At 60.6% G+C, this 21039-nt stretch carries 22 protein-coding genes and 1 tRNA gene; 9 read left to right on the top strand and 14 right to left on the bottom strand.

All coding sequences use genetic code 11. From position 1 onward, the window contains the following. Positions 1-228 precede the first annotated feature (228 nt). The 4 genes from VL202_RS00295 to VL202_RS00280 all read right to left on the bottom strand — a co-directional run bounded on the left by VL202_RS00295 (position 229) and on the right by VL202_RS00280 (position 2852). Positions 229-423, bottom strand: coding sequence for a hypothetical protein (locus VL202_RS00295; RefSeq protein ID WP_325462209.1), 195 nt, complete (start codon positions 421-423; stop codon positions 229-231). Positions 424-464: 41 nt separating this feature from the next. Beyond that, positions 465-541 (bottom strand) — tRNA-Met (locus tag VL202_RS00290). A gap of 168 nt (positions 542-709) precedes the next feature. After that, entirely contained in the window at positions 710-1906 is a 1197-nt protein-coding gene (gene mnmA, locus VL202_RS00285; protein ID WP_325462208.1) for a tRNA 2-thiouridine(34) synthase MnmA, read from the bottom strand. Between the two features lie 196 nt (positions 1907-2102). Next, positions 2103-2852 (bottom strand): helix-turn-helix transcriptional regulator, encoded by a 750-nt coding sequence (locus tag VL202_RS00280; RefSeq protein WP_325462207.1) that lies wholly within the window; start codon positions 2850-2852, stop codon positions 2103-2105. Positions 2853-3356: 504 nt separating this feature from the next. Here VL202_RS00280 and VL202_RS00275 point away from each other — a divergent pair. Continuing rightward, entirely contained in the window at positions 3357-3632 is a 276-nt protein-coding gene (locus VL202_RS00275; protein ID WP_004430042.1) for a DUF1153 domain-containing protein, read from the top strand. Positions 3633-3669: 37 nt separating this feature from the next. Here the strand turns inward: VL202_RS00275 and VL202_RS00270 are convergent, their stop codons facing one another. Continuing rightward, on the bottom strand, positions 3670-4119 hold the full coding sequence (locus VL202_RS00270) for a paraquat-inducible protein A (RefSeq protein WP_325462206.1): 450 nt from the start codon (positions 4117-4119) through the stop codon (positions 3670-3672). A gap of 115 nt (positions 4120-4234) precedes the next feature. On the opposite strand from VL202_RS00270, the gene VL202_RS00265 reads away from it, so the two are divergent. Further along, positions 4235-4516, top strand: a complete 282-nt coding sequence (locus VL202_RS00265; protein WP_325462205.1) for a GNAT family N-acetyltransferase — start codon at positions 4235-4237, stop codon at positions 4514-4516. Between the two features lie 87 nt (positions 4517-4603). Here the strand turns inward: VL202_RS00265 and VL202_RS00260 are convergent, their stop codons facing one another. Continuing rightward, positions 4604-4954 carry a flagellar export protein FliJ gene (locus VL202_RS00260; RefSeq protein ID WP_325462204.1) on the bottom strand — a complete coding sequence of 117 codons (351 nt, stop codon included), beginning with the start codon at positions 4952-4954 and terminating at the stop codon, positions 4604-4606. A gap of 441 nt (positions 4955-5395) precedes the next feature. On the opposite strand from VL202_RS00260, the gene ctrA reads away from it, so the two are divergent. Next, complete coding sequence (gene ctrA / locus VL202_RS00255; RefSeq protein ID WP_056339603.1) at positions 5396-6094, top strand: response regulator transcription factor CtrA; 699 nt, start codon at positions 5396-5398, stop codon at positions 6092-6094. Between the two features lie 241 nt (positions 6095-6335). Here the strand turns inward: ctrA and VL202_RS00250 are convergent, their stop codons facing one another. Continuing rightward, complete coding sequence (locus VL202_RS00250; RefSeq protein ID WP_325462203.1) at positions 6336-6698, bottom strand: response regulator; 363 nt, start codon at positions 6696-6698, stop codon at positions 6336-6338. A 111-nt stretch (positions 6699-6809) separates the two neighbouring features. Beyond that, entirely contained in the window at positions 6810-7457 is a 648-nt protein-coding gene (gene chpT / locus VL202_RS00245) for a histidine phosphotransferase ChpT (RefSeq protein WP_325462202.1), read from the bottom strand. Positions 7458-7732: 275 nt separating this feature from the next. On the opposite strand from chpT, the gene VL202_RS00240 reads away from it, so the two are divergent. Beyond that, positions 7733-8323 carry a DUF1134 domain-containing protein gene (locus VL202_RS00240; RefSeq protein ID WP_325462201.1) on the top strand — a complete coding sequence of 197 codons (591 nt, stop codon included), beginning with the start codon at positions 7733-7735 and terminating at the stop codon, positions 8321-8323. Positions 8324-8484: 161 nt separating this feature from the next. Next, positions 8485-9690 carry a hypothetical protein gene (locus tag VL202_RS00235; RefSeq protein WP_325462200.1) on the top strand — a complete coding sequence of 402 codons (1206 nt, stop codon included), beginning with the start codon at positions 8485-8487 and terminating at the stop codon, positions 9688-9690. A 12-nt stretch (positions 9691-9702) separates the two neighbouring features. Here the strand turns inward: VL202_RS00235 and VL202_RS00230 are convergent, their stop codons facing one another. Further along, a complete protein-coding gene (locus tag VL202_RS00230; RefSeq protein WP_325462199.1) occupies positions 9703-10530 on the bottom strand; it encodes an RNA methyltransferase in 828 nt (275 codons plus the stop codon). Positions 10531-10542: 12 nt separating this feature from the next. Next, complete coding sequence (locus VL202_RS00225) at positions 10543-10926, bottom strand: hypothetical protein (RefSeq protein ID WP_325462198.1); 384 nt, start codon at positions 10924-10926, stop codon at positions 10543-10545. 29 nt (positions 10927-10955) lie between these two features. On the opposite strand from VL202_RS00225, the gene VL202_RS00220 reads away from it, so the two are divergent. From VL202_RS00220 to rpoH, 3 genes are all read left to right on the top strand, one after another. Continuing rightward, complete coding sequence (locus VL202_RS00220; RefSeq protein WP_325462197.1) at positions 10956-11984, top strand: RluA family pseudouridine synthase; 1029 nt, start codon at positions 10956-10958, stop codon at positions 11982-11984. 177 nt (positions 11985-12161) lie between these two features. Then, positions 12162-12419, top strand: coding sequence for a DUF2171 domain-containing protein (locus tag VL202_RS00215; RefSeq protein ID WP_325462196.1), 258 nt, complete (start codon positions 12162-12164; stop codon positions 12417-12419). 238 nt (positions 12420-12657) lie between these two features. Further along, on the top strand, positions 12658-13563 hold the full coding sequence (gene rpoH / locus VL202_RS00210; RefSeq protein ID WP_325462195.1) for an RNA polymerase sigma factor RpoH: 906 nt from the start codon (positions 12658-12660) through the stop codon (positions 13561-13563). Positions 13564-13637: 74 nt separating this feature from the next. Here the strand turns inward: rpoH and VL202_RS00205 are convergent, their stop codons facing one another. Both VL202_RS00205 and VL202_RS00200 read right to left on the bottom strand, forming a co-directional pair. Continuing rightward, positions 13638-16058: a hypothetical protein gene (locus VL202_RS00205; RefSeq protein ID WP_325462194.1), complete on the bottom strand. Its 2421-nt coding sequence runs from the start codon at positions 16056-16058 to the stop codon at positions 13638-13640. Between the two features lie 60 nt (positions 16059-16118). Continuing rightward, positions 16119-17417 carry an adenylosuccinate synthase gene (locus tag VL202_RS00200; RefSeq protein ID WP_325462193.1) on the bottom strand — a complete coding sequence of 433 codons (1299 nt, stop codon included), beginning with the start codon at positions 17415-17417 and terminating at the stop codon, positions 16119-16121. A 451-nt stretch (positions 17418-17868) separates the two neighbouring features. Between VL202_RS00200 and VL202_RS00195 the strand changes: the two genes are divergently transcribed. Next, positions 17869-18753: a DMT family transporter gene (locus VL202_RS00195; RefSeq protein WP_325462192.1), complete on the top strand. Its 885-nt coding sequence runs from the start codon at positions 17869-17871 to the stop codon at positions 18751-18753. A 12-nt stretch (positions 18754-18765) separates the two neighbouring features. Here VL202_RS00195 and VL202_RS00190 read toward each other — a convergent pair whose 3' ends face one another. Both VL202_RS00190 and serA read right to left on the bottom strand, forming a co-directional pair. Continuing rightward, positions 18766-19263, bottom strand: a complete 498-nt coding sequence (locus VL202_RS00190) for a GNAT family N-acetyltransferase (RefSeq protein ID WP_325462191.1) — start codon at positions 19261-19263, stop codon at positions 18766-18768. Between the two features lie 107 nt (positions 19264-19370). After that, positions 19371-20966 carry a phosphoglycerate dehydrogenase gene (gene serA, locus VL202_RS00185; RefSeq protein WP_325462190.1) on the bottom strand — a complete coding sequence of 532 codons (1596 nt, stop codon included), beginning with the start codon at positions 20964-20966 and terminating at the stop codon, positions 19371-19373. Between the last annotated feature and the right edge of the window lie 73 nt (positions 20967-21039).

The following is a 21039-nucleotide window of genomic DNA, read 5'->3' as shown; positions in this document are numbered from 1 at the left end:
GCTTATGTCGACGAATACAAAGCAGAACGGCGGCGCATCGCAAACGATGGCCGCCGGAACAGAGCTGCGATGGAGAAACAATACGCCGAGGCAAGGGACGGCGTCGCCAAGCTGGTCGAGAAGATTTCCAAGGGACTGATCGAAGATGAAGAAGCCGCCTTCCTCCTCACGCCGCTGCGCGCCGAGCGAGACAAGTTGAAGCGCAAGCTGGAAGCCCAGGACAAGCCATCAAACGTCATCGAACTTCATCCGCGAGCGATCACCCGCTTCCGCGAGAACATCGAGAGCCTGTCGCAGATCGTCGCCATGAAGGAAGGGGAGCCGGACGCCGATATCGTCAGCGCTTTCCGCGAGCTTGTCGCGGCCGTCATCGTCTACAAGACAGGGAAGGGAGAGCCCTACGCCTTGCAGGTCAAGGGCCATCTGACCAGCTTGCTCAATTCGGGAATTGTCGGTGATAGCAGTGGTAGCGGGAGAGGGACTCGAACCCCCGACACGCGGATTATGATTCCGCTGCTCTAACCACCTGAGCTACCCCGCCATCGGACTTCGACACCGGCCTTGGCCGCCGTCTTTGTCATCGGTGGGCGGCTTATAAGGTGCGGTTCATGCCGGTGTCAAGCCGAGCCGTTTCAAAAAGCCGCAAGTTTTCCAAAGCCGGTGAACAAGGAGGGGGATGCGCGCCACATGGCGCCCTGCCCTTGCCTGTTCAGGCCGCGACGATGCCGTGCAGCAGATCCTTCAGCGCCGCTTCGGCCGCAGCTTCCCGTTCGGAGCGCAGGATGAAGCCGCCGCCATAGACGCGGGCATCCTCGCCGATGCCGGAATAGAGAGCACAGGCCTGGCCGGGCGCCACGCCCGCCTCGCCTTCCAGGAGTTCGACCGAGATGCCGGAAGCATCGGCGCGCAGGATGGCCGGCGCTGGCTGACGGGTGGAGCGAACCTTGGCAAAACAGGCAAAGCCATCCTTCGCCACATCATGGATATCGCCATCGCCCAGCCAGTTGACGTCGCGCAGATGGACGCGGCGGGTTTCCAGCGCCTCCTTCGGACCGACGATGACGCGGCGCGAACGGGCGTCGAGATGGACGACATAGAGCGGCTCACCGGTGGCGACACCGATGCCGCGGCGCTGGCCGATCGTATAGTGCAGGATGCCGTCATGGCTGCCGAGCACGCGACCGTCGAGATGGACGATATCGCCCGCCAGCGACGCATTCGGCTTCAGCTTGTTGATGATATCGGCATATTTGCCCTGTGGCACGAAACAGATGTCCTGGCTATCGGCCTTCTTGGCGACGACAAGGCCCATGTCTTCGGCAAGCTGCCGGGTTTCCGCCTTGGTCAAATTGCCGAGCGGGAACCGCAGATAATCGATCTGGTCCTGCGTCGTCGCAAAGAGGAAATAACTCTGGTCGCGATCGGCATCGGTCGGGCGGAACAGCGCGCGGCGGCCGGGTACGCCAGCTTGAGGATTGGCCTTCGAGCGAATGTAATGGCCGGTCGCCAGCGCATCAGCGCCGAGATCGCGTGCGGTCGCCAAAAGGTCGGCGAACTTGACGGTCTGGTTGCAGGCAACGCAGGGGATCGGCGTTTCGCCCGCGACATAGCTTTCGGCAAAGGGATTGATCACGGTTTCGCGGAAGCGCTGCTCGTAGTCGAGCACGTAGTGCGGAATGCCCAGCACTTCGCAGACCCGGCGGGCATCGTCAATGTCCTGACCGGCGCAGCAGGAGCCGGCGCGGTGCACCGCGGCGCCATGATCGTAGAGCTGCAGGGTGATACCGAGGACATCGTAGCCCTCGCGTTTCAGGATACCGGCCACGACGGAAGAATCGACTCCGCCGGACATGGCAACGACGACGCGCGTATCTTCGGGCTTGCGATCAAAATCGAGACTGTTCACGGCATCCAATCCGGCATTCCGGTCCATCGGCGGGTTTTCGAGCATTTCGGCGCGACCATACCCTGTTTCCTGCAAACGGCCAACGCCGCAGCGATGCGGGCAAGCTTTTAGTGGGCGCCGCAAGGCCGCTATATAGAAAGTTGCATGGATGGGGACAAGAGCATCGTCAAAGCCGCGTTAAGATCGAAAATCGGGTTCAGATCAGCTTCATGCGCATGGCGCGGGCGATCGCCTGCATGCGGTTGACGGAATCGAGCTTGCGGGTCGCGGTCTTGAAATAGCTGGAGACCGTATAGACGGAAATACCGAGAATGATGGCGATCTCGTCGCTGCTCTTGCCAGCCGCCGCCCAGCGAAGACATTCGATTTCGCGGGTCGACAGCTTGTCTCGGGCGGACGAGCCGACCTCGAAGGTCCGCTCCAGCGTTTCGAAAAGCTGCAGCAAGGTGAAATAAAGGTCCGTGGTCTCTGCCCTCTCGGGCTCGGAGCGTGGACCGGAGAGGAGAATGGCGAAAGCCTCGCCGTAGGTGGTATGGAGCATCATCGCAAAGGTGTTGCGCATCGGATAATCGGCAAACAGCCCGGCGACGGCGCCACCGGAGACATCGTTGGCCGGTCCGCTCAGCAAGGCCGCCGTCTCGCCAAAGATCGGAAGCTTGGTATGGCACAGCCGCTCCACCAGCGTGCTGGCATGGAAGATGGTCGCCGTATCATACTGGCGCACCAGCTCGGACGGCCAGCTCGACAACACCAGGCGTTCGGCAAAACGCTGCTGCTCACCGAAAGGGATTCGCGCGATCATGAAGTGAGTGAAGCCGAACTGCGCCGTGCACTGGCGCATCAGATGAAGGACCTCGTACTCCGTCTGGACTGTCGAACTGGTCATACCGGAAAGAAAATCAGCATAAGCCTCGCTTCGCAAGGCCAGCTTGTCAGGGTCTTTCATATTTTTGATCACCAAATTGCCGGATCGGAAATTCCGGATCCTCAAAAAATTCTCATCCCGGAATTTTTTTCGGAAGCACCACGCTTAAATCTGCCATCACCCAAACTCCGAGAGTGCCCGAAAGGACGCAATCGAAGCAAAATGGCCGTGGCTTTGAAATAAAGTGGCGCAACGAGAGCATTCCGGAGCACCAATATGATGCTTATGCTCAATTACAGCGCGGATATAGCAACAGTTTTAGGAAAATTGAATCGTTATATTTGCATGGCTCCTATGCAGGCGCCCGCTCTACCATATCGGCAGTTGCAAAAATACGCACGGGATCAGGATGAGCCTCGCTCGGGACGATCTCGATGATGAAAAAGCCGCGGAATCGTCCGATGGTTCGTGCACATCCCGAAGTCTCTCAAATTATGAGCAAATTGTTACCGCGCGCTTAGGCAAATGTTAAATGTGGCAGGCTAAGTTGAGCGCACATGGTCTTGAGTATGTGTAGAGAGTCCAATGACCGAAATGATACGACCCCGCGTGAAATATGTCATCGGACCCGATGGCAGCCCTTTGACAATTGCAGATTTGCCCCCGGCCAATACCCGCCGCTGGGTTATCCGCCGCAAGGCTGAAGTCGTCGCCGCCGTTCGTGGCGGGCTTTTGAGCCTGGAAGAAGCCTGTGAACGCTATACCCTGACGGTCGAAGAATTCCTGTCCTGGCAGTCATCCATCAGCGACCACGGCCTTGCCGGTCTTCGCACGACCCGTATCCAGCAGTACCGCCACTAATCCGATTTCAGATTTGCAAGATCTTGCGCGGCCGCATTCAATGCGGCCGCAACCGCATCTGCAGAAGCCCGGTCAGGATCGCCGATCCCGCGTAGAACCACAGGCCCGGCTGCGTGAACGCCTCGGCCATGCCACTGGTCTTGGCCGCGAAGATGACCAGCGCCACCAGCATCACATCCATCATCGACCATTTTCCAAGGATCGGCAGAAGACGCGAAATCATGGTGTTCGCGGTGGCATCGTCCGCCGGCGCGGTCGCTTCGAAGGCGATGCCGATGAGTTTTGTAAGCGGAAACACCACCGAAAAAAGTCCGACGATGACCGCGAGAAGCGCATTGTCCTTCTCCCACAACGCCGACACGATCCCCAGAAGCGAGGGAGTCTCGTTGAAGAAGATGAGTTTCTCGAACCTGACGAGGGGCAGGACCAGGCCGAGCGCCAGGAAAAACGTGGAAAGGACCAGGAAAATCGGGGTGACGAGACGCATGAATCATGTCTTCTGTTGCAAGGCAGAACTACATACCACCTTCCCGGATGTTGCACAGTGATGGCGCATGTCCACAATGAAACAACAGACCCGCGCCGGCGGATGGAGAGATGCGATGAAGATCGAAAATTTGGAAACCGGTTCACACGGCCGCTACAGCGCTTCGCTCGAGGGCCATACCGGTGAAATGACCTATTCCCGGACATCGCCGCTGTTGATCATCATCGATCACACCAGCGTCCCGGATGCGCTGCGCGGAAAGGGAGTCGGCCAGGCGCTGGCCGCGCATGCCATCGAGGAAGCCCGCAAGGGGGGCTGGAAGATCATTCCACTCTGCCCGTTCATGCGGGCCCAGGCCCAGCGCCATCCCGACTGGCAGGATGTCATTCAAGCCTGACCACTCAAACGCACAAGGCCCATCTCACGGACTTGAGACAAAGTCCGTGAGATGGGCCTTTTGGCTTTTCGCAATTCCCAAACGCGCCTAGGCGCGCATGCGAATGCTGCTGTCACGCTCTTCGAGCGCCGCGGCCTTGGCGAATTCCGCCTGAACCTCTTCCAGCGCCAGTTCCGCCGCATCCTGTTGAATCTTCAGCTCCCGAACCGAGACCTGCAGATTGTCGGCCCGCTGCCGGGCAGCCTTGGCAAACGTCGGATAGGCGAAGTGGGCGGGATCGGAAATCCCAGACTTCTTTTCTTCGAACGTGATCTGGTTTTCCAATTCCTTGGTCATCCGCTCAAATTCGGACATCATCAGTTGAAGCTGGCTCAACTGACGCTGTTTCTCCTTCACCTGAAATTCCTTCAGGCGAACAAGGCTCTCACGTGACTTCATACGCAATACTCCCGTGATGCGAGACCCCGGTTACTGATTTGACCCGTCCAACCGACCTTACGGCGTCGGAAAATGAAAAAAATTACAGCGATCTTAACAAAATCCTACCGCTGGTAACCTTTCGTTTACGGGCATCGTTAATCATAGGGACGATCATTTAAGGGTCAGTAAATGCCGGACGTTAAATTTGAGGTTCGTCATAGGTTGAGTCAAATGAGTCAGATAACGGAATTTCTTAATGTTTTTCATTAAGGATTTCATTCCGGATTCATCTGTAAAAACAGAGGGCTGCTAAAAATATTTAACATTTCCGATACACCTTGCCAGAGTGAATCAGAATTTGTTAACCATTTCGTGGCAGCCTCCAAATCAGGCAACGACTGGATCCGTATCGCGTAAGGGGGCCATCAACACCTTTCGGCGGCGGAAAAGGGGACAATTATGCGGGTTCTACTCATCGAAGACGACAGCGCGACAGCGCAGAGCATCGAATTGATGCTCAAGTCGGAAAGCTTTAACGTTTATACCACCGATCTCGGTGAAGAGGGCGTCGATCTCGGCAAACTCTATGACTACGACATCATTCTGCTCGATCTCAACCTGCCCGACATGTCCGGCTATGAAGTCTTGAGAACGCTGCGCCTGTCCAAGGTCAAGACACCGATCCTCATCCTGTCCGGCATGGCCGGCATCGAGGACAAGGTTCGCGGCCTGGGCTTCGGCGCCGACGACTACATGACCAAGCCGTTCCACAAGGACGAACTGGTTGCCCGCATCCACGCCATCGTGCGCCGTTCCAAGGGACATGCGCAATCGGTCATCTCGACCGGCGAACTGATCGTCAACCTCGATGCCAAGACCGTCGAAGTCGGTGGCCAGCGTGTTCACCTGACGGGCAAGGAATACCAGATGCTGGAGCTGCTCTCGCTCCGCAAGGGCACGACCCTCACCAAGGAAATGTTCCTCAACCACCTCTATGGCGGCATGGACGAGCCCGAACTGAAGATCATCGACGTCTTCATCTGCAAGCTTCGCAAGAAGCTGGCCAATGCTGCCGGCGGCGCCAACTACATCGAAACCGTCTGGGGTCGCGGCTATGTGCTGCGCGAGCCGGAAGGCGATCTCGCGGAAAGCGCCTGATCCAGCTTCGGCATTCCAGCCGCTGGTGTTCCTCCATCCCGCATAATGCAGGGATGCCACGGCCGATACCGCCGAGAAATTTCGTCAAAGCCCGCCGATGTTGGCGGGCTTTCGCGTTTTCAGCCTATGCCCTGCCCTTCGTGTTCACGTCCGGTTTGACGGAACCTTGCCTTGGAACGCGAAAAAGCCGCGGCCCGGGAGGCAGCGGCTCATTGGTGAAATCCGGATGGGTATCGTGGGATCAGGCGGCGATCGACAGGGCGCCGAAGACGCTGGTCAGGATCTTGCGATCGAACGGCTTGAGCAGAAAGTCGTCGGCGCCGGCGCGCTTGCCGGCCATCATCTTCTTCAGGTCCGCTTCGACGACGCAATAATAGATGCGCACGGTCTTGCCGTTGGGCAGATTGCGAATGTTGGCGATGAGTTCGAGCGCGCCGTCGAGACCGGCATCGACGATGATGATGTTGGGGAGCTCGGCCTCGCAGCGCACCAGCGCTTCCAGGCCGTTGGCCGCCTCGGACACCAGAAAATTCAGCCCGGAGAGGATGCGCTTTCCGACCTTGCGTACGACATCTGAATCATCGGCAATCATCAAGCGTTGCATCCGAGGCTCCTTCTCTATACCTAGGCGGGAATTCACCCCCTATCAACAACCGTATGCCGGTTTGGCAAAGATTCAGTTACCGAGGGAACGAAAAATCGAATTATCTCCAGCTCAGGCCTCAGACATCTTCGCCGTAAAGAGAATTTCCTCGGACGTGGAGCTGACCTCCACTTCCATGCCGGCCTCTTCCGCGAGCAGCACGGTATAGTACGGCTGGATGGTGTGGGCATCGACCGCCTCTTCCAGCGTGCCGGACAGAAGCTCGACCAGCCTCGGCGGAACCCGCATCATCCGGCCCTTGCAGACCAGCTTGAAGACCGCGTCATATTCCGGGTTTTCCAGGATGACCTCGATCGAACCGCCGCGCGGGATGGCGCCGTAGGCGATCAGGAAGAGGTTGAGCAGCAGCTTGACGCGGTTCTTGGCGATGATGACGCGCGGACCGGTCCAGGTCACTTCGGTCTTCTTTTCGACCGATGCGAAGTCCTTGGCGGCCTTTTCGGCCTCGCCGGTATCGATCGAGGCGCCGACCGAACCGGACGCACCGAATGCCAGGCGGGCAAATTTCAGCCGGACCGAAGCGTTCAGTGCGCTGGTGCGGATCAGGTCCATCGCGTCGGCATCGGCGCCGCCCTCGTCCAGCAGTTCAAGTCCGTTGTTGATGGCGCCGACCGGCGAAATGACGTCGTGGCATACGCGGCTGCACAGAAGCGCTGCGAGATCGGGACCGGTCAAGGTCAGGTTCGGGTTCTTTCCCATGGTCGTTTCCTCAATAGCCTTTCATCCGGCTTCGGCTCATCCAGCGATATCAGGCAGCGTGCCGCGATCTTTGCCCAGCCTGCTGTAGCCCGCGAACATTGCGCGGACATAGCGTCAAGGCGAAGATCATAATGACACCACATTTGGTAAACCGATTGTTAAGATGATCGGTTCAAATTGCTCACAATCAGCCCAACCCGTGACAATCTGGTACGGGACAGGAAAACAGCCCGCGGACATCCATCCCGGCCGCTCCTGACTTTACGGAGACAAGTATGCAGCGGATTGCCTCAGCCGTGAAAACCACCTGCCTGCAAGCGTTCGTCATTGTTCTGGCCGCCCTCGGCCTGATGTCCAGCGCAAGCGCGCAGAGCGCCAACGGTACGCAGTACTCAATGCAGGAAATCGTCGACGCCGGCCACGGCTTTTTCGGATCGACATCCGGCGGCCTTGCCAAGGTCGTGGAGCGGGCTTTCCAGAATTACGGCCTGCCGAACGGCTATATCCTCGGGCAGGAGGGCTCCGGTGCCTTCGTGGCCGGCCTCACCTATGGCGAGGGCGACCTCTATACCAAGAACGCAGGCCAGCACAACGTGTTCTGGCAGGGCCCTTCGCTCGGCATCGACTGGGGAGGCCAGGGCAGCCGGACGATGATGCTGGTCTATAATCTGCCGTCCGTTCCTGCCCTGTACAAACGTTTCGGCGGTGTCTCCGGTTCGGCCTATGTGGTGGCCGGTATCGGCATGACGGTTCTGACCGACGAGCAAATCGTGCTGGTGCCGATCCGCACGGGCATCGGTGCACGGCTGGGCATCAATGTCGGCTATCTCAAGCTCACCCAGCAGCCGACCTGGAACCCTTTCTGATCGGGAAACGCCGCGTTATTCTGCTTCCAGGCCTTTTCGATGCCGCCGCGTCTTGCAAAAAAACCGCGTTCGCGAATACTTGAAGCATCTCCGCCGTCGGGCGGATGGAACCGAACCCCGACCAGAGCATGCCGCGTGCTTGGAAGTGAAATGGCCAGTCCGTGATTGAATTCGCACTTTTGTTTGCCCTGGGCTTCCTGACGGCGGTGATCCTTGGCCTGCTGGTCGCGCCCGCCGTGTACAAGCGCATCACGCGGTTCGCCGAGGACCGCCTCAAGGCAACCATGCCGCTGTCGCCGCAGGAAGTGCGCGCGCAGAAGGATGCCGCCCGCGCCGGTTATGCCGCCGAGAACGCCCGCACCAGCCAGGCGCTGAAACGCGAGCGCGACAAGAATGTCCATCTCCTTGTGCAGAACGGCGCGATCCAGAAGGAAGCGCAACGCGTCGCCGGCGAAAACGCCGATCTCCACACACAGTTGGCGGATATGAATGTCGAGGCCGCCGACCTGCGTTCCGCGGCACGCCAGCAGGAGCTGAATATCGAGCGCTTGAAGGCGACGCTGGCCGATCTCGAGCGCGACAATGTCAAGAAGGGCATCGACATCAAGACGCTGACGCGGCAGTTGGATCACGTCTCCGCCGAGACCGACAGCCTCCGGATCGATGTCGCTGCCTATGACGCGGAAGCGGAGAACCTGAAAAGCCGCATGGCCGGCCTGCGTGACGAACGCGAAAAACTGCGCGAGGAACTGAAGGCCGAAAACGCCAAGGGTCGGGAACTGGAAGCACGGCTTGCCCGCGACGGAACCCGCATTCGCCAGCTGGACGCCAAGCTTGGCAGGGAAATCGCCAGCAATGCCGACAAGGACAGTTTCCTCGAACGCCGGGCAGCTGAGATCGAGCGCCTGAAGGCCAAGATCAAGGAATCCGGCATGGACCTGCGCGACGCATCCAGGGCCTTGCGCGCCGCCGGACTGACAGTACCGACCCGTAGGGACAAGAAGCCGGCGCCGACCGACAGCTCGGCAGAACAGCAAGCAGCAACCGTGACACCCGACAGCACGAAGACAGACGAAACGAAAATACAGGCGGCGACTGTCGACCTGACGGTGCCGACCGAATATGTGCGCAATCGCGCCGCCGTCCTTGCCGACCGGCTGACCCATTCGACAAATGACGTGCATGATGATGCTATCCGCGAGGAGATTGCCGATATCGCCGCGACCATGGTGATGCTGACGGCAGCCCACGAAGGTTCTGGATCACCGATCCCCGCATTGCTGAAAATGGCGAAGGAGGCCAATGGTGGCGCCGGCATGAGCCTCGCCAGGCGCAGCCGCGACATGCTGCCGCCCGACCAGCGATAGGCGCTTGGCCGCTCAGATGTGCCCGTTGATCATCGCCACCTGATGCAGGGCGATGCCCGTCGCCGTCGCCACATTCAGGCTGTCGAGCCCGGGCTTCTGGCGAATGCGGGCGGTGCGGATCGACGACATTATATGCTGCGGCAGCCCCTCGCCTTCCGTGCCGACCAGTAGCGCCGTGCGCGGCGCCGGCGGAATGTCATGAAGATCGGTCTCGCCGCGCGGCGACAGGCCCCAGATCGCGAAGCCTTCGGCCTGCAGCCGCCCGACCAGCGCCGTCACAGAGCCCTCGCGGACGAAGGGAACCGAGAGCACGGAGCCGACCGAAACGCGGATCGCCTTGCGATACATCGGATCGCAACTGGTCTCGTCCATCAGCACTGCATCGACGCCGAAGGCGGCGGCATTGCGGAACATCGATCCCATATTGTCATGATTGGAGATGCCGCAGGCGGCAAGCACCAGGCTCTTTTCGGGCAGGCCGCCGACAAGTTCCTCCATTCGCGGCGCCTGATCCCGGCTCCCCAGCGCCAGCACGCCGCGATGCATGTTGAACCCCGCAATGGCGTCGAAGACCGCTGCACTGGCGACATAGACGGGAACGGAGGCCGGAAAATCCGCCAGGATGGCCGCAACGCCCTCGACGCGGTTTTCAAGCAGCAGGATCGCCTCCGCCCGGATACCCTGCCCTGCCCCATCCGCAGTCGCCAGCATGCGCAGCACGACGGTCCCTTCCGCGATAAAAAGACCGTGGCGTCCCGTCAGATCCCGCTCCCTGATCGAGACGAGACCCGCGATGCGCGGATCGGCTGGATCATCGATGCGGATGAGATCGCTCGCCACCGGGCAGACGTCTCAGTTCGTCTTGACGGCTACGTCGGCGACGACGCGGCCGGCGGCGATATCAAAGACGATCGCCTTGCGCTGGCCGCCGGCAATCGAACCGTAGAACAGGATCTGGCCGCCCGACAGGGCGACATCCGAGACCTCGAAACCGGCGGGCAGCGCGGCCGTTGCCGTCAAAGGTGCATCACTCGGCACTGCAACGGCAGTCGCTTGTGCCATCTCCGCCTTGCCTGGACGCGTTAGCTTGTAGACAATCGCCGAAAGCACGACCATAAGCATCACAACCATCACACCGGCCGAGACCATCTGCAGCTTGATCATCTTGCGGCGCACGTTCTCGATCACCGGATCGAGCGGCTTGTCTTCCTGTTCGACTGGCTTCTGATGAGACATGGCTGGCTTACCCGCGGAATGGAATGAGAATGAACGACCCCTTTAAACAAGCCCCGGCGATTAGGAAAGTCCTCACGGCAAATGAGGATGCGGCCGGTCGCATGGATGCGTTCCTGACTGAAGCACTCGGCGGCGAGTTTTCCCGTAACCGGATCAAGAGCCTGATCGAGCAGGGCGAGGTCTCCGTCAACGGCAAGATCGTCAAGGAAGGCAAGAAGAAGGTCCAGCCGGGTGATGTCTTCGAGATCGGCATGCCCGAACCTGAGGATCCAGAACCCAAGGGCGAGGACATTCCCCTCGACGTGCTCTACGAGGACGACGACGTCATCGTTCTCGTCAAGCCGCCGGGCCTTGTCGTGCATCCGGGCGCCGGCAACTGGACGGGCACGCTGGTCAACGCGCTGATTCACCATTGCGGCGACAGCCTCTCGGGCATCGGCGGCGTCAAGCGGCCCGGCATCGTCCACCGCTTGGACAAGGATACCAGCGGCGTCATGGTCGTTGCCAAGAACGATATCGCCCATCGCCACCTCTCCGACCAGTTCGCTGATCACGGCCGCACCGGTCCGCTGGAGCGCGCCTATATGGCGATCGTCTGGGGCCGCCCTCGTGGCCTCAAAGGCACGATCGACGCGCCGCTTGGCCGCGCCGGCGACCGGATCAAACGCGCCGTCAAGCGTGAGGGCGACGACGATGCGCGCGAGGCGATCACCCATTACCAGGTCATCGAGCGTTATCATGAAAAGCCGGATTCGACGGCGCTTGCCGCCATGGTCCGCTGCAACCTCGAAACCGGCCGCACCCACCAGATTCGCGTCCACATGGCCCATATCGGCCATCCACTGATCGGCGACACGGATTATGGTGCAGCCTTCCGGACCAAGGCCAATCTGCTGCCGGACGAAGCCAAGGCCGTCGTCAACCGGTTCCCACGGCAGGCCCTGCATGCCTTCATGCTGGCCTTCGAACATCCAGCGACCGGCGAGACCATGCATTTCGAGTCCCCCGTGCCGGCCGACATGCAGGAACTCGTCGAGGCGTTGCGTCGCGGCGACTGAAGCAGCATGGCGGACCGGCGCAAGCCCTGAGGGCCGATACCGCTGTTCGTATCGTTCAATCTTCTCTCCCGGGGGATGGCGGAGGCGACCACTTTGTACACCGCCGCAAATTCGGGAATTCCATGCATCCTTTCTTCGCCTTGTGCGTTGTGGAAGACAGGCAAGAGGAGAAAACCGATGATTGATGCTGCGCAGATCAGAGAACATGCCGAAATTATCAGCGCTGACGGTCTTCATGTCGGCACGGTCGATCACGTCGAAGGCGACCGGATCAAGCTGACCAGGAAGGACAGCGGTGCCGGTCACCAGGGCCACCATCATTTCATCGCTCTCGAGCTCGTGGCAAGCGTCGATGGCAATCGCGTGCGGCTGAGCGCCAACGGCGACGTCGCCGTCATGTTCGAGGAGGAAGGCGACGGATCGCCTCTTCACTAACTGCGACAAAAGCGGCACAAGTCCTGAACAGCGTTCTCCGCCCTTGATATTTCTTGGGCGGACACGATTTACAGATTGCAACCCAACCGAAGCAATTGCTTCTCCGGTCTCACTGAAGCGTGAAACCGGAATTCTTGAATCATGCTTTCGCCGCACTTATCTATGAGCATGTGGGGTCGGACAGACCCACATGCCCGGCCTGCCAGAAGGAAGCCGGAACGCGAAAGGGGGGTGCATCATGGCCCGCAGTACGTTGCCGTCTATTACCGCCGGAGAAGGCGGTCTCAATCGTTATCTCGACGAAATCCGCAAATTTCCCATGCTCGAACCGCAGGAAGAGTACATGCTCGCCAAGCGCTATCAGGAGCATGACGACCGCAAGGCGGCTCACCGACTCGTCACCAGCCATCTGCGCCTCGTGGCGAAGATCGCCATGGGCTATCGCGGTTACGGCCTGCCGATCGGCGAGGTCGTATCCGAGGGCAATGTCGGTCTTATGCAGGCCGTCAAGAAATTCGACCCGGAACGCGGTTTCCGTCTGGCGACCTATGCCATGTGGTGGATCAAGGCCTCGATCCAGGAATATATCCTGCGCTCGTGGTCGCTGGTCAAAATGGGCACGACCGCCAACCAGAAGCGGTTGTTCTTCAACCTGCGCCGGCTGAAGGGCAAGATTCAGGCTCTCGATGAGGGTGACCTGAAGCCCGAACAGGTCACGCAGATCGCAACCACCCTGAAGGTCTCGGAAGCCGAGGTCATTTCGATGAACCAGCGCCTGTCGGGCGATGCCTCGCTGAATGCGCCGATCAAGGCGGGCGAGGGCGAATCCGGCCAGTGGCAGGATTGGCTCGTTGATGATCACGACAGCCAGGAAGATATCCTGATCGAACAGGACGAACTGGAAAACCGACGCAGCCTTCTGTCGAATGCGATGAAGGTGCTGAACGACCGCGAACGCCGTATCTTCGAGGCGCGCCGTTTGACCGAGGATCCGGTGACGCTGGAAGACCTGTCGAGCGAATTCGACATCAGCCGCGAGCGGGTTCGTCAGATCGAGGTGCGCGCCTTCGAGAAGGTTCAGGATGCGGTCCGAAAGGCTGCCCAGGATCGCCTTAACGCGTTGCGCGTCGTTGAAGACGCCTGACGGCTGACCGCATCGGTTCTCACTAAAAAACCCGGCTGGATCGCTCCAGCCGGGTTTTTCGTGTCTGTTCCGGATTACTGAACGGCCGGCGTCGGCTTTGCTACAAGGCTCCAGGCCTGCATCGCCTTGGCGAAGGCTTCCGTTCCCGCCGGTCCCTTTTCAAGCGTCAGAAGCGCACGGCGGCCGTTGCGATAGGTCAGCGGAATGTCGATCCAACTGCGCGTGCGCAGGAGATCGGTATTGGTCGCCACCGCTTCCGGGAAGTCGTTGAGCGCGATCATGTGGAAGTCTTCGGTGATCTTGGCCGGGACAGCGATCAGCGCATCGCCGCGATCCTGCTCGTTCCGCTTCATCGCGACGCGTTGGACGCTGTCGATGCTGCCGCCTTCGAAATTTTCAGGCAGCGAGAAGACGAATTCGATGACATGGCTGGCTGGCAGCGACGCGTCTGCATTACGCTTGATCGTCATCAAGGCCGTCAGGCCGCGCTCGGGCACGTTGATCTGCGCCTGGATGGTCGGCTCCGGCTTTGCGTCGTCGCCCGGGGATTCCTCCTTCACCGACCAGACGACATTGCCTTCGATCGCCGTTGGAGCCGACTGGCCGAGCCGCTCCTCGTAAAGGAACATCTTCTGGGCACCGGCAGGGATCTGCTGGGTTGCCGGATCGGCCGTCGTCTGCTGACCCGGAACGGGCTGCACCGGCTGGCCATCGGCCGGCTGCGTGCCGGTCGCCTGACCGTCGGGTATCGCTGGCGTGACCTGTGCCGTCTCCTGGGGCGGCGTGCCGGCTTCAGTCTGGGCGGCGACCGACTTGCCTTCCTCGGCCGTGCTTTCGCCGGCCGGCACCGCAGCCGGACCTTCATCGATCTCCGTGCCGTTCTGCTGGAGGCGCTGCGTGAACTTGGTGCTGCTGTCGGCCGATGCCGCTTCGTTGGTCGCAGGCGTCTGCGTATCTGTCTGCGCCGGGTTCGAAACTTCCTTCGTGCCTTCGGCGGGCGTGGACGTGCCCGGCGTCGTCTGGATCGGAGCCTGCGACGTGACCGACGCGATCGTCTCCGTGACCCACGCATTCACGACCGTCTGGTTCTGCCAGTAGGCATAGGCGCCGCCGCCGAGAACGAGGACAAGACCGGCAGCCAGTCCAAGGGCCTTCAGGTTGAGGCGTGAACGCTTCGGCTCTACACGGTAGGACACCGGACGTGCCGGCACTTCCATTTCATCCTGGAGGGTCGCGGCTGTCTCGGCTCTTGTCATCTGTGCGGCAGCGCTAACCGCAGCATCGGCCCCGGCACCGGCAGCGGGCGCAGCGTTGCGGCCATGTTCCAGCAGTTCGTCTATATCGCCCCAGCCGTCATGGGCCGGCGCCGGTTTGTCCTGTTCCGGTTCAACCGCGGCAGCCGTCTTCTCGACAGGCCAGGACCAGTCGGAAATGGCCGGCTCGGAGCCTTCGACGGCCGCAGCCGGCGTTGCCTGCGCAAAGGGATCGCTGTCATCCCAAGCCCAGGAATGCGAGGGATCGCCCGGCGCGTGCTCCTTGCCCTCGGCATCGCTGCTGAGCGGCGTGATGGTTTCGACCGGTTCGTAATTGCTGAGGTCGGGTATCTCGTCGACGATCGCAGCGGAATCGACAGGCTCTTCCCTGACAGTTTCCGTATGGGCCGTGACAGCAACCGGATCGCTCCATTCCGGCAGTTCCCATTCCGATGCTGCCGACGGCATGAGCTTGGTTTCGACCGTCTCCCGGGCCGGCTCCTCGACAGGGTCCGGCGCGATCGATTCCGGTTCGGCTGGTTCGCGAGCAGCGTCGTCCTGGGCGGCTTCGTTGGCTGTCTCGACGACAGGTTCAGGATGATGGGCGACCTCCGGCTCGGCAACCACCTCGTGGTGTTGCTCTTCCGGTGCAGCATCATGTTCAGGCTCGGGCTCGGGCTGGGGTTCGTCAACATATGCCTGTTCAGGCTCGACGACCGCATCGGCCGCGACGTCATGCTGCGTATGATCTGCAGCCTCTTCGACAACAACCGGCTCGGACGCTTCCTCCGACGTATCGACGGCCGGTTCCTGGTATTGTTCGACGGATTCGTGACGCTCGACCGGCCCGGGCTGAGGCTCTTCCACCGGCTGCTCTTCGCCAACCGGGATTTCCTCGGCGACCGGAACTTCCTCGGCGACCGGAGCCCCTTCCTCAACGGGCGCCGCTTCCGGCTCAGCCGACGCATACTCCTCGGCAGCAACGGCCTCGACGGCCGAATCGACCGGCGGTTCGTCGAGAGCCGGCAACGCCTCGGCGTTATCGCTCTCGACTTCGTTGATCGCCGCCTCCAGCTTGACCATCTGGCGTTCGATCATTTCGTCCGACGGACGCGGCTTCATGTTTTCAAGCTGACGGCGAACGGCACCACGAGCCTTATCATAGACCTTGGCCCGCATCTCGGGAACATTTTCCGAGAGACCATCAACGGTCCTTCGAATAACAGCGACAAAATCTGCCATCAGAACTTTCTCATACCATCAGCGCGCGCACGCCAAACTGCCTAGTCTCAAGGTAGAAGACTAGTCCTCAAACGGGTCCGTCACAAGTATCGTGTCATCACGCTCCGGGCTGGTCGAAAGCAGGGCCACCGGCGCACCGATCAGTTCTTCGACCTGGCGGACATATTTGATCGCCTGCGCCGGCAGATCGGCCCAACTGCGGGCACCGACGGTCGACTCTTTCCAGCCCTCGAGCGTGATGTAGACCGGCTTCGCCTGGGCCTGCTGGGCCTGGCTCGCCGGCAGGTGATCGATCTCGACACCGTCGAGCGTATAGCCGACGCAGATCTTCAGTTCGTCGAGGCCATCGAGTACGTCGAGCTTGGTGAGCGCGATGCCGGTAATGCCGTTGGTCGCAACCGACTGGCGCACCAGCGCCGCGTCGAACCAGCCGCAACGGCGCTTGCGGCCCGTGACGGTGCCGAATTCATGGCCTTTTTCGCCGAGGAACTGGCCGATTTCGTCAAACAGTTCGGTCGGGAACGGACCTTCGCCGACGCGGGTCGTGTAGGCCTTGGTGATGCCGAGAATATAGCCGAGCGCACCCGGACCCATGCCGGAACCGGCCGCAGCCTGGCCGGCCACCGTGTTGGACGATGTAACGAAAGGATAGGTGCCGTGATCGATGTCCAGCAACGTGCCCTGCGCGCCTTCGAACAGGATGCGCGCGCCCTTGCGGCGCTGGCGGTCGAGCAGAAGCCAGATCGTCTCCATGAACGGCAGCACACGGGCGGCGACCGAGGACAGTTCCTCCATGATCGCCTCGTGGCTGACTTCGGCTTCGCCCAGGCCACGTCGCAGCGCGTTGTGATGCGTGAGCAATCGATCGACCTTGGCCGGCAGCGTATCGAGGTCTGCCAGGTCCATGACGCGGATGGCGCGGCGGCCGACCTTGTCTTCATAGGCCGGACCGATGCCGCGGCGGGTCGTACCGATCTTGGTGCCGCTGTTGGAGGCCGCGTCCTCGCGAATACCGTCAAGCTCGCGATGCAGCGACAGGATCAGCGTGGCATTATCGGCGATACGCAGGTTTTCCGGAGTAATAGTGACGCCCTGCTTGTCGAGCTTCTCGATCTCGGCGATCAGTGCATGCGGATCGATGACCACGCCATTGCCGATCACGGCCAGCTTGCCCGGACGCACGACGCCCGACGGCAGGAGAGAGAGCTTGTAGCTGGTGCCGTCGATCACGAGGGTGTGGCCGGCATTGTGGCCGCCCTGGAAGCGCACGACGATATCGGCACGCTCGGAGAGCCAGTCGACAATCTTGCCCTTGCCTTCATCACCCCATTGCGATCCGACCACCACGACATTCGTCATTTCAGATTTCCTGTTTCCTTGGCGCCAGTCATGCGCTGTCTTCAAACCCGCGCATCTATACTGTTTTGTTTTTTGGAAAGCGACCCTGTTTAGACCGGGTTTCCGGGTTTTTGCATGGGAAATGCCGCGTTTAAGCGGCAACAATGAGGTGGATCGGTGATTAAACAAGACAAGCGTTGAAGAGTCTCCCTCCCTTGAACGGGTCTGGGGCACGGACTATTCGGGACGCAGGTGCCTGATGGCGCAAGCCTGAGGGCATTCGGGAATAGCCGAAAGTCTCATGGGGTGTCCGCTGGACCATGTTCCCGGTAGTCCGATATAATATCCATTGCCATCTGCGCTTCAGATTGATTCAATGCGGTTCACGATGCGATGCCACGACGAATTGATGGGACCGCAAGAAACCATCTTCATCATCGGCTCAAGTGCCTCGCCCAGGAATGCAATCCCCGTGAACTTACAAGCCTACGTCATTCTCTGCATCACCACACTGATCTGGGGCGGCAACTCGGTCGCCGGCAAGATGGCCGTCGGCCATGTCAGCCCGATGATGCTGACCAGCCTGCGCTGGGTCGTCGCCTGCGTCGTGCTGTTGATCTTCGCCGCACCCCAGGTGCGCCGCGACTGGCCGGGCATCCGCAAGAACTGGCTGCTGCTGTTCGGCTATGGCATCGTCGGCTTCACGGCCTTCAACGCCTTTCTCTATTCGGCCCTGCAATATACCAGCGCCATCAATGCCGTCATCGAACAGGCCGGTATCCCGATGGTGATCTTCGTCATGAATTATGTGCTGTTCCGTACGGCGTTTTCAATGGCGCAGATCGCCGGTTTCACGCTGACGCTGTTCGGTGTGGCGCTGACTGCCTCGCATGGCGATCTCACGACGCTGCTGTCGCTGCAGCTCAACCAGGGCGATGTGCTGATGATATTCGCGGTGCTGGTCTATGCCGGCTACACCGTGGCGTTGCGCTTCAAGCCCAACATCCACTGGAAAAGCCTGATCGCCATTTCCGCCTTCGGCGCGCTGGTCAGCAGCCTGCCGCTGGTCGGCTGGGAGATGGCAACGGACCGGGTCATCTGGCCGGATGCGGAAGGCTGGGTGATCGTCGCCTATGCCGGCCTCTTGCCATCGCTGGTGTCGCAGATTCTTTACGTGCGCGGCGTCGAGCTGATCGGGCCCAACCGGGCCGGGCTTTTCATCAACACCATTCCGATATTTGGAACGCTGCTGTCGATCTTCCTCATCGGCGAGACGCTGCAGACATTCCACATCATCGCCATGGCGCTGGTACTCGGCGGCATTGCCGTTGCCGAACAGGGGCGGCCGAAAAGCTGAACGCGTGTGCGGTCAGAGAGACCGCTCCATGTAGGCTGCCTCGGCACCATAGGCGCGAAGCCGCGGTTCCAGCGCCTCGACGAACACCGGTGCAAAACCGAAGCGGCGCCAGAAAATGTCGGCGCCACCCACGGCGATCAGCCCCATCGTCGCGAAATTCGCCTTTCGGGCCACGGATGTCATGGCCTCGACCATCGCGACCGCAGCCCCTCGCCCGCGCATTTCCGGCAGAAGCGACAGGTCGTGAACGTAATAGGCGTCGCTATCCGGGGAAACCGACCCGATCAGCGTGTCGAGCGGCGGTGGGTTCAGGCGCTGAAACGGATAGGAGACCAGATATCCCTTGATAACGCCGTCTTCCTCGACGACGAAAAAACCATCCGGACAAAGCCGTAGCCGCTCCGAGAACGTCGCCCTACTTTCCTGAAACGCGGGAAAAACCACCGCTTGTACGGACAAGACGCCATCAAGGTCTTCCGGCTGGGCATTTCGGAATGTGAAACTGGTCATGAAAATGAACCGAAACCTGCTGGCTGGATCGCTCACAGCGAAAACGAGCAAAGGCTATGCCCTGCGAAAACACGGCATAGCCTTTGAATTGCGGTTTGCTTCGGGCGTCAGTCGACGTTGAACACCAGCGGCTTGGCGGCGCGGATGGCCGGGTTGGCACGCAGCTTGTCGAGCACCGTTTCCGACACCGCGCCATCGACGTAGAGAAGCGCAATGGCATCCGCACCGGCATTGTGGCGGCCGAGCTGGAAGTTGGCAATGTTGACGCCGGCCTCGCCAAGGGTCATGCCGATAAAGCCGATCATGCCGGGAACGTCGGTGTTGGTGATATAGACCATATGGTTGCCCACATCGGCATCGAGGTTGATGTCCTTGATCTGGATGAAGCGCGGCTTGCCGTCCGAGAACACCGTTCCGGCGACCGAACGCGTCTGGTTTTCAGTCGTCACCGTCAGCTTGATGTAGCCGTCGAAGACGCCGGACTTGTCGCGCTTGACCTCGGACAGGATGATGCCCTTTTCCTTGATCATCACCGGTGCCGAAACCATGTTGACGTCGGCCACCTGTGCGCGGATCAGGCCGGCGAGTGCCGCACTGGTCAAGGCCCGCGTGTTCATGCCGGCGGTCGCGCCGTCATAAAGGATTTCGATCTCCTTGATCGCGCTTTCTGTGACCTGACCGACGAAGGCGCCGAGAACGTCCGCAAGCTTGATGAAGGGCTTCAGGAGAGGTGCTTCCTCGGCGGTGATCGAGGGCATGTTGATGGCGTTGGATACCGCGCCCTTGATGAGATAATCCGACATCTGCTCGGCGACCTGGAGAGCGACGTTCTCCTGCGCTTCCGTGGTCGAGGCGCCGAGATGTGGCGTGCAGACGACGTTCGGCAGGCCGAACAGCGGGCTTTCCGTCGCAGGCTCGACCTCGAACACGTCGAAACCGGCGCCGGCGACATGGCCGGACTTGATGGCATCGGCCAGCGCCTGCTCATCGACCAGGCCACCACGGGCGCAGTTGATGATGCGCACGCCGGGCTTGGTCTTGGCGAGCGCTTCGCGGCTCAGGATGCCGCGCGTCTTGTCGGTCATCGGCACGTGAAGCGTGATGAAATCGGCCTGGGCCAGCAGTTCGTCGAGCTCGACCTTGACGACACCCATCTCCTCGGCACGCTCCTTCGACAGGAAGGGGTCATAGGCGACGACATGCATCTTGAGGCCAATGGCGCGGGCGCAGACGATGCCGCCGATATTGCCGGCGCCAATGACGCCAAGCGTCTTGCCGGTGATCTCGACACCCATGAACTTGGACTTCTCCCACTTGCCGGCCTGCGTCGAGGCATCGGCCTGCGGCAACTGGCGGGCGACGGCGAAGATCAGCGCAATGGCATGTTCGGCGGTGGTGATCGAGTTGCCGAACGGCGTGTTCATGACGATGATACCGCGGCGCGAAGCGGCCGGGATATCGACATTATCGACGCCGATGCCGGCGCGGCCGATGACCTTGAGATTGGTCGCGGCCGCGATCAGCTTTTCCGTCGCCTTGGTGGCGGAGCGAATGGCCAGGCCATCATAATTGCCGATGATTTCGGCAAGCTTGTCCTTGTCCTTGCCGAGTTTCGGCTGGAAATCGACCTCGACGCCGCGATCGCGAAAGATCTGGACAGCGGTTTCGGAGAGTTCATCGGATACGAGTACGCGAGGTGCCATGAGAGGCCTCCATGAGTTTCGTCAAAAATGGAAAGGGTGGGTAAACCGCGCCCTGCCGGCGCGGTCATAAGCC

Origin of the sequence: Pararhizobium sp., assembly GCF_035497515.1 — a bacterium.
GTDB lineage: Bacteria > Pseudomonadota > Alphaproteobacteria > Rhizobiales > Rhizobiaceae > Pararhizobium.
The sequence above is the reverse complement of the archived record's forward strand: the minus strand, read 5'-3'. Positions and strand labels throughout refer to the sequence as shown.

Coding starts and splice junctions, on each gene's coding strand:
- VL202_RS00205 (WP_325462194.1), bottom strand. CDS start 16,058: ATGGCAGATTTTGTCGCTGTTATTCGAAGGACCGTTGATGGTCTCTCG.
- VL202_RS00200 (WP_325462193.1), bottom strand. CDS start 17,417: ATGACGAATGTCGTGGTGGTCGGATCGCAATGGGGTGATGAAGGCAAG.
- VL202_RS00280 (WP_325462207.1), bottom strand. CDS start 2,852: ATGAAAGACCCTGACAAGCTGGCCTTGCGAAGCGAGGCTTATGCTGAT.
- VL202_RS00265 (WP_325462205.1), top strand. CDS start 4,235: ATGAAGATCGAAAATTTGGAAACCGGTTCACACGGCCGCTACAGCGCT.
- VL202_RS00220 (WP_325462197.1), top strand. CDS start 10,956: ATGAACGACCCCTTTAAACAAGCCCCGGCGATTAGGAAAGTCCTCACG.
- rpoH (WP_325462195.1), top strand. CDS start 12,658: ATGGCCCGCAGTACGTTGCCGTCTATTACCGCCGGAGAAGGCGGTCTC.
- VL202_RS00270 (WP_325462206.1), bottom strand. CDS start 4,119: ATGCGTCTCGTCACCCCGATTTTCCTGGTCCTTTCCACGTTTTTCCTG.
- VL202_RS00190 (WP_325462191.1), bottom strand. CDS start 19,263: ATGACCAGTTTCACATTCCGAAATGCCCAGCCGGAAGACCTTGATGGC.
- VL202_RS00250 (WP_325462203.1), bottom strand. CDS start 6,698: ATGCAACGCTTGATGATTGCCGATGATTCAGATGTCGTACGCAAGGTC.
- serA (WP_325462190.1), bottom strand. CDS start 20,966: ATGGCACCTCGCGTACTCGTATCCGATGAACTCTCCGAAACCGCTGTC.
- VL202_RS00240 (WP_325462201.1), top strand. CDS start 7,733: ATGCAGCGGATTGCCTCAGCCGTGAAAACCACCTGCCTGCAAGCGTTC.
- VL202_RS00275 (WP_004430042.1), top strand. CDS start 3,357: ATGACCGAAATGATACGACCCCGCGTGAAATATGTCATCGGACCCGAT.
- VL202_RS00225 (WP_325462198.1), bottom strand. CDS start 10,926: ATGTCTCATCAGAAGCCAGTCGAACAGGAAGACAAGCCGCTCGATCCG.
- ctrA (WP_056339603.1), top strand. CDS start 5,396: ATGCGGGTTCTACTCATCGAAGACGACAGCGCGACAGCGCAGAGCATC.
- VL202_RS00215 (WP_325462196.1), top strand. CDS start 12,162: ATGATTGATGCTGCGCAGATCAGAGAACATGCCGAAATTATCAGCGCT.
- VL202_RS00295 (WP_325462209.1), bottom strand. CDS start 423: ATGGCCCTTGACCTGCAAGGCGTAGGGCTCTCCCTTCCCTGTCTTGTA.
- chpT (WP_325462202.1), bottom strand. CDS start 7,457: ATGGGAAAGAACCCGAACCTGACCTTGACCGGTCCCGATCTCGCAGCG.
- VL202_RS00260 (WP_325462204.1), bottom strand. CDS start 4,954: ATGAAGTCACGTGAGAGCCTTGTTCGCCTGAAGGAATTTCAGGTGAAG.